The organism is Streptomyces sp. NPDC001231, from assembly GCF_042896885.1.
Classification (GTDB): domain Bacteria; phylum Actinomycetota; class Actinomycetes; order Streptomycetales; family Streptomycetaceae; genus Streptomyces.
Window position 1 is genome coordinate 65855 of record NZ_JBIAXS010000017.1, and the last position, 15299, is coordinate 81153.

Annotated in this window: 8 protein-coding genes, 1 tRNA gene and 1 pseudogene; 5 read left to right on the forward strand and 5 right to left on the reverse strand. The window is 74.5% G+C overall.

Features of this window, described 5'->3' with window-relative positions; translation table 11 throughout:
- The first annotated feature begins 145 nt into the window (after nt 1-145).
- From ACFY3J_RS21490 to ACFY3J_RS21505, 4 genes and pseudogenes are all read left to right on the forward strand, one after another.
- Nucleotides 146-1318 (forward strand): AI-2E family transporter, encoded by a 1173-nt coding sequence (locus ACFY3J_RS21490; protein WP_390841497.1) that lies wholly within the window; start codon nt 146-148, stop codon nt 1316-1318.
- A 100-nt stretch (nt 1319-1418) separates the two neighbouring features.
- The gene (locus tag ACFY3J_RS21495; protein WP_390841498.1) at nt 1419-1832 is read left to right on the forward strand and encodes an SRPBCC family protein; all 414 of its coding nucleotides are present in this window, start codon (nt 1419-1421) and stop codon (nt 1830-1832) included.
- A gap of 370 nt (nt 1833-2202) precedes the next feature.
- Nucleotides 2203-3501 carry an L-seryl-tRNA(Sec) selenium transferase gene (selA, locus tag ACFY3J_RS21500; protein ID WP_390841538.1) on the forward strand — a complete coding sequence of 433 codons (1299 nt, stop codon included), beginning with the start codon at nt 2203-2205 and terminating at the stop codon, nt 3499-3501.
- Nucleotides 3502-3506: 5 nt separating this feature from the next.
- Nucleotides 3507-5255, forward strand: a pseudogene (locus ACFY3J_RS21505) (SelB C-terminal domain-containing protein); the annotation flags it as partial.
- Nucleotides 5256-5293: 38 nt separating this feature from the next.
- Here ACFY3J_RS21505 and ACFY3J_RS21510 read toward each other — a convergent pair.
- Nucleotides 5294-5386: transfer RNA gene (locus ACFY3J_RS21510), tRNA-Sec, on the reverse strand.
- A gap of 117 nt (nt 5387-5503) precedes the next feature.
- Here ACFY3J_RS21510 and selD point away from each other — a divergent pair.
- Nucleotides 5504-6526 (forward strand): selenide, water dikinase SelD, encoded by a 1023-nt coding sequence (gene selD / locus ACFY3J_RS21515; RefSeq protein ID WP_390841499.1) that lies wholly within the window; start codon nt 5504-5506, stop codon nt 6524-6526.
- Between the two features lie 19 nt (nt 6527-6545).
- Here the strand turns inward: selD and fdh are convergent, their stop codons facing one another.
- From fdh to ACFY3J_RS21535, 4 genes are all read right to left on the reverse strand, one after another.
- Complete coding sequence (gene fdh / locus ACFY3J_RS21520; RefSeq protein ID WP_390841500.1) at nt 6546-9806, reverse strand: formate dehydrogenase; 3261 nt, start codon at nt 9804-9806, stop codon at nt 6546-6548.
- A 227-nt stretch (nt 9807-10033) separates the two neighbouring features.
- Nucleotides 10034-11059: an NrfD/PsrC family molybdoenzyme membrane anchor subunit gene (gene nrfD, locus ACFY3J_RS21525; protein WP_390841502.1), complete on the reverse strand. Its 1026-nt coding sequence runs from the start codon at nt 11057-11059 to the stop codon at nt 10034-10036.
- Nucleotides 11056-12105 (reverse strand): 4Fe-4S dicluster domain-containing protein, encoded by a 1050-nt coding sequence (locus ACFY3J_RS21530; RefSeq protein ID WP_384182006.1) that lies wholly within the window; start codon nt 12103-12105, stop codon nt 11056-11058. The genes nrfD and ACFY3J_RS21530 overlap by 4 nt, the downstream gene beginning before the upstream one ends.
- Nucleotides 12106-12257: 152 nt before the next feature.
- A complete protein-coding gene (locus tag ACFY3J_RS21535) occupies nt 12258-14411 on the reverse strand; it encodes a S9 family peptidase (protein WP_390841539.1) in 2154 nt (717 codons plus the stop codon).
- Between the last annotated feature and the right edge of the window lie 888 nt (nt 14412-15299).

The following is a 15299-nucleotide window of genomic DNA, read 5'->3' on the forward strand; positions in this document are numbered from 1 at the left end:
CGACCAGCCCTTACGGTGCTCAAGAGGGCTCAAGACGCCTCAAGGGTGCTCACCGGCGCTCGACAGGCGATGTCGAAGGCGGCGCGGTCCGGCGGTCCGGGTGTGACGGCCCGGACGGGACGGCCGGCCCGGAAGGAGAGGCGCGGTGGCTGGTGCGGGCGCTCCGGCGGGCGGGCCGGGCCGCGGGCGCCGGGCCGCGGGCCGGGTGCCCGGCAGCCGCCCGGCGCGCTCCGTACGCCTCCCGCCGCGCGCCCGGACCGCACCCATGGTCCCGAAGGCCGAGAGCACCGTGCCCTGGCTGCGGGTCGCCGCCGCCTACGCCTGGCGCCTCATCCTCGTCGGCGTCGTCGTCTACGGCGTCTTCACCGTCCTCGGCCGTTTCCAGCTCATCGCCGTGGCCCTGTTCCTGGGCCTGGTCATGACCTCGATCCTGCGCCCCCTCACCGACCTGCTGAACCGCTTCCTGCCCCGAGCGCTGTGCGTCGCCGTCGCCCTGGTCGGCAGTCTGCTGCTCCTGTTCGCCCTGCTGGCGCTCGTGGGCAACGCGGTGGCGGGGGAGTCGGCGAAGCTCGCGGGCGAGTTCGGCGGCGGTATCCACAGGATCGAGCAGTGGCTCCAGCGCCCGCCGTTCCGGCTCAGCCAGAACAAACTGTCCGATCTCCAGAGACAGGTCCTGTCCTACCTGTCCGCCCACCGCGCCGGGCTCCTCAGCAGCGCGCTCAGCGGCTTCGGCAGACTCGTCGAACTGGTCACGGCGGGCGCCCTCGCGGTCTTCTCCTCCGTCTTCTTCATCCACTCCGGCGAGAACCTCTGGCGGTGGGTGCGCGACCAGCTGCTCCCCAGCGGGGCCCAGCCGGTGTGGGACCGGGCCGGGCAGGCCGCCTGGCGGACGTTCGCCGGGTACACGCGCGGCATCATCATCGTGGCGGCCACCAACGCCGTACTCGTCGGTGTCGTCCTGCTGGTGCTGCGCGTACCGCTCGCGCTGCCGCTGACGCTGCTGGAGTTCTTCGCCACGTTCGTGCCGCTGATCGGCTCACCGGTCGCGCTCGGCGTGGCCACGGTGGTCGCCCTCGCGGGGCGCGGCCCGCTCACCGCGGTGGCCGTGCTCGCCCTGATCGTCGTCATCGGCCAGCTCGAAGGACATGTGCTGCACCCTGTGGTGATGAGCTGGGCGGTGCGCCTGCACCCGCTCGTCGTCGCCGTCTCCGTCATCGCGGGCGGCATCGTCGCGGGTGTGATCGGTGCCGTGGTCGCCGTCCCGTTCGTCTCCGTCACCTGGGCGGTGCTGCGCGCACTGCGGCCCGCCCCGCCCTGACGTCCCGCCTACGAGCCGTTTCCGGCGCCGGCGCTTTTCGGCCGCGGCAGAAGGGGCACGCGTTCGTCGTACGACCCCCGAGCGGAGGAACGGTACCGTCATGGCCGAGTACGAACGTTCACGCACGATGCCCGCTCAGCCCGAGTACGTCTTCGACGAGGCCGCCGACGTCGGCCGGTTCGAGGCCTGGCTGCCCGGCGAACTGCACGTGCACGCGGAGGAGCCCCCCGCCGTCACGGTGCACGAGGACCACGCGGACCGGGACACCGCCGCCCAGCTGCGCGCCCAACGCGACCAGATGCGGATCGAGTGGGGCACCCGCGAACAGGGCGGCTACGCGGGCTGGCTCCAGGTCGCGGGCATCGGCAGCGGCGCCAGCGAGGTGACGGTCCACCTGTCGTTCTTCGACGACCGCTACGATCCGGGCGAGCGCGCCGCCTGCGACGCCCTCGACAGCAGCCTGCGCCGCCTGGAGCAGCAGATACGGCTCCGCACCGAACACACCGCCGGCTGACCGCCCCGACGGGGCCGCGCCCCGCGGCCACCCTGGTCACCGTGGTCGTGGCTGGAGCTGGACTGGAGCAACGGCCTTGGTCGTAGCTCGAGTCGTGGCCGGGACGCGTCGTCCGGCCCCGAGCGGCTGCCCGGGGGACCGGCCGGGCAGCGGGTGCGCGGAAGCCCGACCTCTCGTACGGCGTGTCGTGCGGACGGCCGCGGGCACTGGGAGACCATGGGCGGGCGTTGACACCCCCACGAGGTCGGTCTGTGGACGGAGAGGCAAGGTGGAGCAACAGGTCACGGGGCAGCGGGCGGGCCAGGAGACCGGTGCGGACGCCCGCGGTTCCGGCCCGACCGGTCACGGCCGGACCGGCCATGACCGTGCGGTGAGCGATGCCCGCCGACGCATCCCCCGTACCGACGCCGTCCTGCGGGACGCGCGCCTGGTGGACGCGGCGGCGCGGCTCGGTCCGGCCCCGGTGAAGGCCGCGGTCCGGCAGGCGCAGGACCGGGCACGCCAGGGCGCCATCACCCCCGAGCAGGTGGCGGATACCGCCGTGGCGCTGCTGCCGCGGGTGGGCGGCGGGCTGCGTCCGGTGATCAACGCGACCGGGGTCCTGCTGCACACCAACCTCGGCCGCGCCACCCTGTCCGCCGCGGCCCGGCAGGCGGTGCAGGACGCCGCCGGGCCCACGGACGTCGAACTCGATCTGCGCACCGGCGTCCGCGCCCGCCGGGGCCGTACGGCCCTGGACGCGCTGTGCGGCCGGGTGCCGTCCGCCGCCGCGGCCCATGTCGTCAACAACGGCGCCGCCGCGCTCGTCCTCGCCGCCACCGCGCTCGCCGCGGGCCGGGAGATCGTCATCAGCCGCGGTGAGATGGTGGAGATCGGGGACGGCTTCCGGCTGCCGGATCTGCTGGTCTCCACCGGGGCCCGGCTCCGCGAGGTCGGCACCACGAACCGTACGACCGTCCAAGACTACGCCGACGCGATCGGCCCCGGCACGGCGTTCGTCCTGAAGGTCCACCCCTCCAACTTCCGCATCACCGGCTTCACTCGGGCCGCCGGTGTCGGCGATCTGTCGGCGCTGGGCGTTCCGGTGGTGGCCGACATCGGCTCCGGACTGCTCGCGCCCCATCCGCTGCTGCTCGACGAGCCCGACGCCGAGACCCAGTTGAGGTCCGGCGCGGCCCTGGTGACGGCGAGCGGCGACAAACTGCTCGGCGGCCCCCAGTGCGGACTGCTCCTCGGCGACGCGGAACTCCTGCGCACCCTCACCCGGCACCCCCTGGCCCGTGCCCTGCGCGTGGACAAGCTCACCCTGGCCGCGCTGGAGGCGACCCTGACGGGCCCCCGGACCCCGACGGCCGCTTTCCTGACCGCCGACGCCGCAGGGCTCATGCGGCGGGCCGAACACCTCGCCGCCGAACTGGGCGCCGCCGGGGTCGAGGACGTCCGGGCCGTCGTCGGGACCGCCACCGTCGGCGGCGGCGGGGCGCCGGGCGTGACGCTGCCCAGCGCGGCGCTGTCCCTGCCGGAGCCGTACGCCGCCCTCCTGCGCACCGGTGAGGTGCCCGTGGTGGGGCGCCTGGAGGCCGGGCGGTGCCTGCTGGACCTGCGTGCGGTGCCGCCGGGGGACGACGAACGCCTCGCCGAGGCCGTGCGGTCGGCGGCGGAGAGGTAGGGGTCATGCGAGTGCTGGCCACCGCGGGGCACGTCGACCACGGCAAGTCCGCCCTGGTACGGGCCCTGACCGGGATGGAACCCGACCGCTACGAGGAGGAGCGGCGCCGGGGACTCACCCTCGACCTCGGCTTCGTGTGGACGCCGCCGGACGCCGGGGGAGAACGCCTCGCCTTCGTCGACGTACCCGGCCACGAGCGGTTCGTGGCCACCATGCTGGCCGGAGTCGGCCCGGTGCCCGCCGTGCTGTTCGTGGTCGCCGCAGACCAGGGCTGGCAGCCGCAGTCCGAGGAACACCTCGCGATCCTCGACGCGCTCGGTGTACGGCACGCGGTGCTCGCCGTGACCCGCAGCGACCTGGCCGACCCCGAGCCGGTGCGGGCCGAGGCCGTCAAGCGGCTGTCCCGGACCTCGCTCGGGACCGTGCCGTCCGTCGCGGTGAGCGCGGTGACCGGCGCCGGACTGGAGGAACTGCGCACCGAACTGGCCCGGATGACCCGCGCACTGCCCGTGCCGCCCGCCGACGCGGACGTACGGCTGTGGCTGGACCGCGCCTTCACCGCGCGCGGGCACGGCACCGTCGTGACCGGCACGCTCGGCGCGGGGACCCTGCGCGTCGGCGACCGGCTGGTGAACGGGGCCGGCGCGCACACGCTGAGGGTGCGCGGGCTCCAGTGCCTGCAACAGGACCACAGTGCCGTCAGCGGCGTGGCGCGGGTCGCGGTCAACGTGCACGGCCCCCTCGCCGGGCAACTGCGGCGGGGGAAGGTGCTGCTGGCGCCGGACCGCTGGCTGTTCACCGACCGGATCGACGTGCGCGTCACCGGCGAGCCGGTCGGCGAGCTGCCCCGGAGCATCACCCTGCACATCGGCACGGCGGCCGTCGCGGTGACCGTCCGCCCCCTCGGCGAGGACACCGCCCGGCTGACCCTGCGCCCCGCACTGCCCCTGCGCGTCGGGGACCGGGCCGTCCTGCGCGAACCCGGCGGCGGGCGGAGACCCTGCGGTGTGACCGTGCTCGACGTGTGCCCGCCGGACCTGACCCGGCGGGGCGCCGGACGGGCCAGGGCCGCCGTACTGGCCGCGATGACGGACCGCCCCGACGGAGCGGCGGAGCTGCGGCGCCGTGGACTCGTCCGCCGCTCCCGACTGCTGGCCATGGGTATCCCGCCGCCCACCGGGCCGGTCACCGGGGACTGGCTGGCCGACAAGGCCCACTGGGCCCGGCTGCGCGAGAGGCTGGCCGCCGAGGTCGCGGAGCACGCACGCCTGCACCCCATGGAGCCGGGACTGCCCGGCGAGGCGGCCCGGCACCTGCTGGACCTGCCCGACCGGGCGCTGGTGAACGCCCTCGCCGCGGCGCCGGGCGAGCCCCGCCTGCTGCGACGCGAAGGCCGCCTGTACCGGCCCGACAGCGTCGGTCCCACCCTGCCACCGCCGGTCCGGGAGGCCGTCGACTCGGTGCGGCGCGAGCTGGAGACGGCACCGTTCCGTGCCCCCGAGGCCGCTCGCCTCACCGCCCTGGGACTCGACCGCAAAGCCGTGGCCGCGGCGGTCTCCGCGGGCGCTCTGCTGAGGGTCGGCGACGGGATCGTGCTGCTGCCGGGAGCCGACGCCGAGGCCGCCGCGGTGCTTCGCCTCCTGCCCCAGCCCTTCACGCTCAGCGAGGCCCGCAAGGCCCTCGACACCACCCGCAGAGTCGCCGTGCCGCTCCTGGAGTTCCTCGACGCCCACGGACACACGGAACGAGTGGACGACCAGCACAGACGCTGTCGTCCGGACACGGAGAAGAACGGAGGCGGACGGGAATCGAACCCGCCTGCCCGAGATCCTCGGACACCTCGGTTTTGAAGACCGGGAGGGCCACCAGGCACCCACACGCCTCCACCGGCCGCCAGGCTACCGGAGGCCGGCGGGGACGGCGCGGGCGCGGCGGGTCCCGGACACCCCGCGCCGGAACACCGGGGCGAGGAGCCCAGACCACCGAGACCAGGAGACGCAGCGTGACCGCCACCCATGAAACCCCCGTACGGCTCACCCAGTTCGCCCACGGCGGCGGCTGCGCCTGCAAGATCCCGCCGGGCGAGCTGGAGGACGTGCTCGGCGGACTGCCGACGGTGCCGCCGGCCGCCGGGGACACCCTGCTGCTGGTCGGCCTGGCCACCGGCGACGACGCGGGCGTCGTGACGCTGCCCGCGCGGGGCGGCGCCGCGCAGGCGGTGGTGTCCACCGCCGACTTCTTCACCCCCGTCGTCGACGACCCCTACGACTGGGGGCGCATCGCCGCGGCCAACGCCCTGTCGGACGTCTACGCGATGGGCGGCCGCCCCGTCCTGGCGGTCAACCTGCTGGCCTGGCCGCGTGACGTGCTGCCCTTCGAGCTGGCCCGCGAGGTGCTGCGCGGGGGGCAGGAGGTCGCCGCCGAGGCCGGCTGCCACGTGGGCGGCGGGCACAGCGTCGACGACCCCGAACCCAAGTACGGCATGGCAGTCACCGGCCTGGCCGACCCGGCCCGGCTGCTGCGCAACGACGCCGGTCGGCCCGGGCTGCCCCTGACCCTGACCAAACCGCTCGGCCTGGGCGTCCTGAACAACCGTCACAAGGCCACCGGCGAGCGCTTCGAGCAGGCCGTGGCCACCATGGTGGCCCTCAACCGGGACGCCTGCGCCGCCGCCCTGACCGCCGGAGCCTCCTGCGCCACCGACGTGACGGGCTTCGGCCTCCTGGGCCACCTGCACAAACTCGCCCGCGCCTCGGACGTGACGGCGGTGATCGACACGGCGGCCGTGCCCTACCTGGGCGGTGCCCGCGAGGCCGTACGCGACGGCTACGTCAGCGGCGGCACCCGGCGCAACCTGGCCTGGGTGGAGCCGTTCACCGACTTCGGCGACACCGACGCCGACACCCGCCTCCTGCTGGCCGACGCCCAGACCTCCGGCGGCCTCCTCATCGCGGGGGAGATCCCCGGCCATCCGGTGATCGGCGAACTGGTCCCGCGCGGGGCCCACTCCGTCGTGCTGAGGTGAGCCCCGCGCCGGCCGCGGGTCAGAGCTGGGTTCCGGTGTGCTCGTCGATACCCGCTCGCGCCTGGTAGGAGCGGACCAGCGCCACGGCGGCCGGGCCCCTGGGGCGGCGGCCCGGGCGGATGTCGACGCCGAACGCCTTGGCCTCCTGGATGTGGACGTTGGGGTCGAGGGAGAGGTGGAGCAGTTCGTTGGCCGCGTCGCCGGTGCTGTAGCCGTTCGGGCCCCAGTGGTAGGGCAGGCCCACCTGATGCAGGGTGCGGCCGTGTACGGTCAGCGGCGGCATCCGGTCGGTGACCAGGACCCGTGCCTCGATGACGGCCCGGGCACTGACGATCGTCGCCCAGCCGGTGTGCTCCAGACCGCGCTCGGCGGCCAGTTCCGGCGACACCTCGCAGAAGAACTCCGGTTGCAGCTCCGCCAGATACGGCAGCCAGCGCGACATGCCGCCCGCCGTGTGGTGCTCGGTGAGCCGGTAGGTGGTGGCCACGAACGGGAACACCTCCGAACCCGGCTCGCCGGCACTGGGCCCGTAGCGGTTGTCCGGGAGCGACCGCGTCACGAACCGCACCGGATTGCGCTGCTGCCCGTACAGCAGGTTCGGGAACGGCGACTCCTGCGGCTCGTAGTGGGTGGGCAGCGGGCCGTCGGTGAGGCCGGCCGGCGCGTACAGCCACGCCTTGCCGTCGGCCTGCATCACGAACGGGTCGCCGCCCGACAGCGCCTGACCGCCGGTGGCGTCCGGCGGCGCCTGGTAGGACGGCGCCTTGTCCTTGGCGAAGTCGGGGATGTCGTGGCCGGTCCACCGCCCCTCGTCCTCGTCCCACCACACCAGCGCCTTGCGCTCGCTCCACGGCCTGCCGTCGGGGTCGGCCGAGGCCCGGTTGTACAGGACCCGGCGGTTGGCGGGCCAGGCCCAGCCCCACTGGTTGGCGACCCAGTTCTGCTCCCGGCCCGGCTTGCGGCGGGCGGCCTGGTTGACACCGTCGGCGTACACACCGCAGTAGATCCAGCAGCCGCACGTGGTGGATCCGTCCGGTGCGAGCTGCTCGTAGGAGGCCAGCGGGTCGCCCTTGGCGTCGCGGCCGTTGATCTCGGCGAGGACGCTCTCCGCGTCCGGCTCGGCCTGCTCGCCCCTGGTGGGGTAGTTCCAGGCCAGGTCGAGGACCGGCCGGTCCATGGGGTCGGTGGACTCCGCGAGCTTCTGCCGGACGAGCCGGCCGAGGTGGAAGGTGAACCACAGGTCGCTGCGCGCCTCGCCGGGCGGTTCGACGGCCTGGTCGTGCCACTGCAGCAGCCGCTGCGTGTTGGTGAAGCTGCCGTCCTTCTCGGTGTGCGCGGCGGCCGGCAGGAAGAACACCTCGGTGCGGATGTCCTCCGTGCGCAGCTCCCCGGTCTCGATCTCCGGGCCGTCCTTCCACCAGGTGGCCGACTCGATGAGCGAGAAGTCGCGCACGACCAGCCAGTCCAGGTTGGCCATGCCCAGGCGCTGCATCTTGGCGTTGGCGGAGCCCACCGCGGGGTTCTCGCCCAGCAGGAAGTAGCCCTTGCAGACGCCTTCCATCTGGGCCGTCACCGTCTCGTAGGTGGAGTGGGAGCCCGTCAGCCGCGGCAGGTAGTCGAAGCAGAAGTCGTTCTCGGGCGTCGCCGCGTCACCCCAGTACGCCTTGAGCAGGCTCACCAGGTACGCGCGCATGTTGCCCCAGTAGCCCTTGGTCGCCGCCTCGCCCCTGACGAAGGAGTCCAGATCGTCCTCGTGGTGCGCGTGCGGCATCGGGATGTAGCCGGGCAGCAGGTCGAACAGGGTGGGGATGTCCGTCGACCCCTGGATGGAGGCGTGCCCGCGCAGGGCCATGATGCCGCCGCCCGGCCGGCCGATGTTGCCGAGCAGGGTCTGGAGCACGGCGGCGGCGCGGATGTACTGCACCCCCACGGTGTGCTGGGTCCAGCCCACCGCGTAGGCGAACGCGGTGGTGCGCTCCCGCCCGGAGTTCTCGGTGACGAGCTCGCACACCTGGCGGAACAGGTCCTGCGGCACCCCGCAGATCCGCTCGACCATCTCCGGGGTGTAGCGGGCGTAGTGCCGCTTGAGCACCTGGAACACGCACCGCGGGTGGGTCATCGTCTCGTCGCGTTCGGGCCGGCCCTCGCCGATGTCGGGGCCGCCCGCCCCGTGGGCCTCGCCGCGCGCAGACTCGCTCACCAGGCTGCGGCGGCCGGCGCGCCTCTCGTAGCCCTGGTCGCGCTGGCCGGAGGCCGCCCGCATCTCCATGCCCTCGTACTGCCAGCTGGTGTTGTCGTACCTGCGGCCGTCGGGGTCGAGGCCGGAGAACACGCCGTCGAGGTCCTCAGCGTCCTTGAAGTCCTCCCGCAGCACCACGGGCCCGTTGGTGTAGGCCACGACGTACTCGCGGAAGTACTTGTCGTTGCTCAGGACGTAGTTGATGATCCCGCCGAGGAAGGCGATGTCCGAGCCCGCGCGCAGCGGCACGTGCACGTCGGCCAGCGCGCTGGTCCGGGTGAACCGCGGGTCGACGTGGACCACCTTGGCGCCACGGGCCTTGGCCTCCATCACCCACTGGAACCCGACCGGATGGCACTCGGCCATGTTCGAGCCCTGGATGACGATGCAGTCGGAGTTCTGGAGGTCCTGCTGGAAGGTGGTCGCGCCGCCGCGGCCGAACGAGGTTCCCAGACCGGGAACGGTGGAGGAGTGTCAAATACGCGCCTGGTTCTCGATCTGGATCGCGCCCAGCGCCGTGAAGAGCTTCTTGATCAGATAGTTCTCCTCGTTGTCCAGCGTCGCCCCGCCCAGGCTCGCGATGCCCATCGTGCGCCGGGTGCGGGTGCCGTCGACCTCCCACTCCCAGCCGGCGCGCCGGGCCCCGATCACCCGGTCGGCGATCATGTCCATCGCCGTGTCGAGGTCGAGCCGCTCCCACCGGGTGCCGTACGGGCGCCGGTACAGCACCTGGTGCTCACGCGCGCCGCCGGTGGTCAGCTGAAGACTGGCCGCGCCCTTGGGACACAGCCGGCCGCGGGAGACGGGGGAGTCCGGGTCGCCCTCGATCTGCGTGACCCGCTCGTCCTGGACGTAGACGTTCTGGCCGCAGCCCACCGCGCAGTACGGGCAGATCGACTTCACCACCCGGTCCGCGGAGGCGACCCGGGGGCTGAGCCGGGCGCTGGGCCCGCTCTTGGCGGCCGCTCCGCGGCCCAGGGGATCGGTGCCCTTGAGCTGGCGGTAGACCGGCCAGGAGTCGATCCATGTGCGTACACCCATGAGATGGAGCCCTTTCGGTACTGCTGCTCGGTGTCCTCCGGTCGTCCGCGCGGCCCTGTCCGCCGCGCGTTCGCCGCGGGCGCCTCAGCCGGCGCGGCACGGTGTCACGAGTGCTCCTGCGACACATCCTCGCGCAGCTCGGCGGGGACGGCATCCCCGATCCCGCCGACGGCAGGGCATGGGCCTGGTCTCCTTCTGTCCGGTCGTCCGGCACGGGGCCCGTCCGGTCATCCGGCTCGGACCCGCAACCGCTCCCTCTGCGGTACGACGGTGTATCTGGGGTCCTCCGCGGAGGCCACCCCGGCGTGGAACACGCCGAACCTGAGCGCGGCGGAGCCGGCCAGCAGGGCCACCCCGGCCGCCACGGCCGGACCCCGGCCGCGCAGCCGCCCGGTGACCGCCGCCAGCGCCGCGCCGCCCACCGTGAGCGACTCCGCCGCCCTCAGCAGCCGGTTCGCCGTGCCCTGCTCGAACGGCTCGGCCGCCAGGCCCATCCGGCTCTTCATCAGCCGGAACCCGGCCATCTCCAGCGCGGCGCCGAGCAGCGCCGTACGGCGGGCCGGTCCCGCCTGCGCGGCCGGCACACAGGCCAGCGCCAGCCCTGCGGCCGCACTGGCGCCGGAACCGGCGAACACGAAGGGCATCTCCCGGTAGCCCTCGTGCCACGAGGGCACCGCCGTGTCCGAGATCAGTACGGCGGTGTAGGTGGCGACCGCCGGGCCGAGGACGGCGGCGCCCGCGGTGGCGGCGGCGCCCGCGACGCGGTAGCGGCCCGCGACGTCGGCGGCCGCCGCGGCCATTGACAGTGGCGCGTACCCGGCCAGCAGCCAGGAACCCACGCTCATGGGCGAGGTGGGCTTGAAGACGCGCAGCATGTTGACGAAACGGGCGGGCCGCCCGAGGTCGTGCACGAGCGCGACCAGCGAGCCGGAGATCGCGCCCGCCGCTCCCAGCTTCGCCGTCCGGGCCAGCGCGGGCCGCCCCGTGGCCTGCGCCCCGGCCGCCAGCAGCGACGATGCCCCGGCGAGGCCACCGAGGTAGAGGTAGCCGGCGATGTCGACGGACTTCCAGGTCGGCCTCTTCAGGACCGGCTGGCCGTAGTAAGAGGAGAACCGGGCCTCGGGCACCATCGACCGCTCGCCGCGTCCGCGGCGGCGCCGGTGCCGTCCGCGCCCGGCTTTTGCGCCGATCGGGGCGTCCCGGCCGGGCCGCGCCCCCTCGACGCCGTCGCGAGGGACGTCCGATCCGGTCATCGGGGCCTCCTGACGAAAGCGGCGACGGCCAGCGCGGCGAGCGACACGGCGGCGGTCGCCGCGTGCTTCCACATCGCGGGCAGATCCCGGGTGGTGACCACCGGGTCGGGCGGCAGGCCGTACACCTCGGGCTCGTCGAGCAGCAGGAAGAACGCGCCGTCGCCGCCGACCCCGTCGTCCGGGCTCTCGCCGTACAGCCGGGCGTCGGTCACGCCGGACGCGTGGAGCCGCGCCACCCGGGCGGCCGCCCGTTCGCGCAGTTCGTCCAGCGGGCCGAACTGGATGGAGTCGGTGGGGCACGACTTGGCGCAGGCCGGTTCCATGCCGACGCCGAGCCGGTCGTAGCAAAGGGTGCACTTCCAGACCCGGCCGTCCTCCTTGCGCTGGTCGATGACCCCGTACGGGCAGGCGGGCACGCAGTAGCCGCAGCCGTTGCACACGTCCTGCTGAACCACGACGGTGCCGAACTCGGTGCGGAACAGCGCCCCGGTGGGACATACGTCGAGGCAGGCCGCGTGGGTGCAGTGCTTGCACACGTCGGAGGACATCAGCCAGCGCAGTTCGGTCCGCCCGTCGGGCGACACGGGGGAGATCGTGCCGGCCGCCGCGCCCGCGGGGGACGACTCCGGCGGGGGGACGGTGGCCCCCGGACCGGGGGAGGATGCGGAGGGAGCGGAGCCGAGCTGCCGGGCGGCCTCGAACGCGTCGAAACCGCCGTGGTCCACCCCCGGCTCCTGACCGCCCAGAGGCTTGCGCTGCTCGATGAAGGCCACGTGCCGCCAGGTGTCGGCGCCGAGCCCCCGGGTGTTGTCGTACGACATGCCGGTCAGCTCGAGGCCGTCCTCCGGAACCGAGTTCCACTCCTTGCACGCCACCTCGCAGGCCTTGCAGCCGATGCACACGGAGGTGTCGGTGAAGAAGCCCATGCGGGGCGGGGCGTCGGCGTATCCGGCAGCCTGGGCCACGTTCGGCTGCGGCCCGTACCACTGGTTCTCCCAGCGGGCGGTTCCGCCCGTGCCGGTCGCCGCCGTACCGGCTTCGGTCATGTCCGGACCTCCTCGCTCGCCCTGCCGCCGCATCCCGACCGCACCGTCCACAGCCGTTCCCAAGCCTGGCACGGGTGCCCGGAGGGCGCGCGCCCGAAACCGCGTGGTCGAGGGCACGGGACGCCGGTGGTCGGGGAAGCGGAACGCCTGCGTCAGCCGGTCAGGTGACGCTGGATCCAGTCGGCCGCGGCCCTGCGGAAGGCACGGCGGTTGTCCGCGCGCCGGAAGTCGTGACCCTCGTCGCGCAGGACGAGGAGTTCCGCCTCCACCCCGCGCTCCCGGGCCGCCCGCACGAACTGCTCGGACTCGCCGGGCGGCACGTTGGTGTCGTGTTCGCCGTGCACGGCCAGCACCGGCACGCGCAGCGCGTCGACGCGGCTCATCGGCGACAGGGCGTACAGCAGCTCACGGTCGCGTTCCGGATGCCCGTACTTGTGCGCGGCCGACTGCGCCAGCCACGGCTCGGTGCCCGCGAAGAACGTCGTGAGGTCCGACATCCCGCACACCGGGACGCCGGTGCGGAACAGTTCCGGATGCCACACGAGGGACGCCATCGCCAGATAGCCGCCGTAGGAGTGGCCCATCACGGCCAGCCGGAGCGGGTCGGCCAGGCCCTCCAGGAGGACGTGCGCCGCGCAGTCGGCGACGTCGTCGATCGCGGCGAACCTGCCCCGCCCGAGATCCGCGTCGACGAAGGAACGGCCGTAACCGGAGGAGCCGCGCACATCGGGGGCGAAGACGTCCAGGCCCCGGCCCAGCAGCTCGTGGTAGAGCGGGTCGAACACCGGGCGCTCCTGCTCCTCCGGGCCGCCGTGCAGATGCAGGACGCAGGGGGCGGGCTCCCTCGGCGAGCGGCCCGGCGCACGGTAGTACCAGCCGCCGAGGTCCAGTCCGTCCCGGGCGACGGGGCGCACCGCCACCGGCCGTACCGGACGGTGGACGCCGGGGGCGACGACGTCCTCGTCGCGCGAGGACCACGGGGTGCGCAGCGCGGCGCCCTGGGGCAGCCACCACACACCGGGCCGCCGCAGCGATCCCGACAGCGCCACGACGGGCGCGTCCGGGTCGGCGGTGACGGCCACCCGGGTGACGACCTCGTGCGGGAGCCGCACGGCACGCGACGGACCGCGGGCCTTCCCGGGGACCGGGACCAGCGGGGCCACCTCCAGCTCGCTGACCCCGCGCACGTTCCAGGACATCACGGCGCCGCGGCCGTCGCGGTCCACGGTCAGCAACTCCAGCCCGCTTCCGTCGCGTTGGGCGGCCACCGTCAGCCTGAGCCGCCGCCCCCGCTGGTCGAGTGCGACCGCGTACAGGGCGGCGTGCTCACGGTCGTGGTCGCTGCGCAGCCACAGCGTGCGGCCGTCCGGCGCGAACGCGCCGATCCACGGGTCGCCGTCGGCGACCGGCACCGCGCAGGTCACCCGCAGATCCCGGGTGCGCACCACCAGGGCTTCTCGCCGCGCCCGCGGTCCCCGGCGCACCAGGGCCAGCCGACCGTCCCGGCTGATGTCGCACACGCGCAGGGTGGCGGCCTCCCGTTCGCTCGCCAGCAGTACGGGGGCGGCCGAGCCGTCGGGGTCGACGAGGTACGCCGACAGGGTCCTGGGCGTGGGTTCGGCCGGGGCCGCACCGGAGTCCGCGGCGGCGGAGACGCCGGTGACGCGGGTCGTCGGCGGCGCCGGGCGGGACGGTGCGCCCAGGAGCGTGGCGCGGCCGTCCCGCACGGTCCAGCCTTCCGGGTGGACCGTCGCGGCGGCGTCGGAGGCGAGCGAGACGGGGGATGCGGCGCCCGCGCCGGGACCGAGCAACCCGCTCAGCCCGGCGTGTCCGGCGCCGGCCTCCGCACCGGCCGGGAGAAGGTGCGTGGGGGCCTCGGCGACCGTCACGGCGAGCGCCGAACCGTCGTGCGTCCAGCAGCCGAGGTACGCCGAACTCCCCGGCTCGCCACCCGCCAGGACCCGCCGCCCCGTGCCGTCGGGGCGTACGCACAGCACGCGCGTGTGCTCGCTGCCGCCCGGTGCGGTGGTGTACGCGATCCACCGTCCGTCGGGCGACCAGGCGACCTCGGTCACCGGATCCAGCTCGGTGTCCAGCAGATGCACGTCGTCACCGTCGACCGGCCCCGCCCACAACTGCGGCACCCCGCCCCGGTCGCAGATGAACGCGACATATCGCCCTCCGGGGTCGGCCGACGGGTACCAGCATCCGTGCGAGACGAGCACCCTCGGCACGGCGTCGAGCGGCAGGGCGGTGTCCGGCACCAGGACGACCTCGGGCGCGGCCTGCGCCACTCCGCTCCCCACCCGGCCGGGAACCGCGCGCCCCAGGCCCGTATCCCACGGCGCTGCCGACGACTGCTCGGCCACGCCACCCTCCGACGGGTGTTCGGCCACGCCACCCTCCGACGGGTGTTCGGCCACGCTGCCCTCCGGCGGGTGCTCGGTCACGCTGCCCTCCGGCGGCTGTTCGGCCACGCTGCCCTCCGGCGGCTGTTCGGCCACGCTGCCCTCCGGCGGCTGTTCGGCCACGCTGCCCTCCGACGGGTGCGGCCGGTCCGTGATGCTCCCGGCCGGGGGCGGCCGGCTCCCCGCCTGCCCTGCCGAGGGGGTGCGGACGGGCTCCGCATGGTGCTCCGTCGCGCTTCCCTCCCCGGCGGTGCGGGGCAGGCCCATTCCGTGCTCCGCCGGTTTCGCACGCGGCTGGTTCGCCGCGCCCGCTGCCCCGACCGCCCGGCCCCCGTCCGCCGCCGCCACGGCCCGGCGGCTCCACGCGGAGTCCGCCGCCTTCCCGGCCCGGTCGCTCCACGGGAAGCCCGCTTCGCTCGCGCCGGCCCGCTCTCCCCGCGAGGGATCCAGGCCGGTCTCGCTCCGCACCCGGGCGGCCGGTGGAGGGCCGCCTGCCGCGTTCCCGGCTCGGTGTGCGCGCTCGGGTTCGGGCGTGTGGTCCGTCCGGTCGGGCTCGTTGCGGTCTGTCGAGATCCCGGCCCGGTCGGTCGGCGGGGGACCCGTCCCGCACCCGGCCCGGTCGGTTGGCGTGGGGCCTGCCTTGTTTCGGGTCCGGTCGGTAGGCGGTGGGCCCGTTTCGTTTCCGGTCTGGTCGGTTGGCGTGGGGCCTGCCTTGTTTCGGGTCCGGTCGGTAGGCGGTGGGCCCGTTTCGTTTCCGGTCTGGTCGGTTGGCGTGGGGCCTGCCTT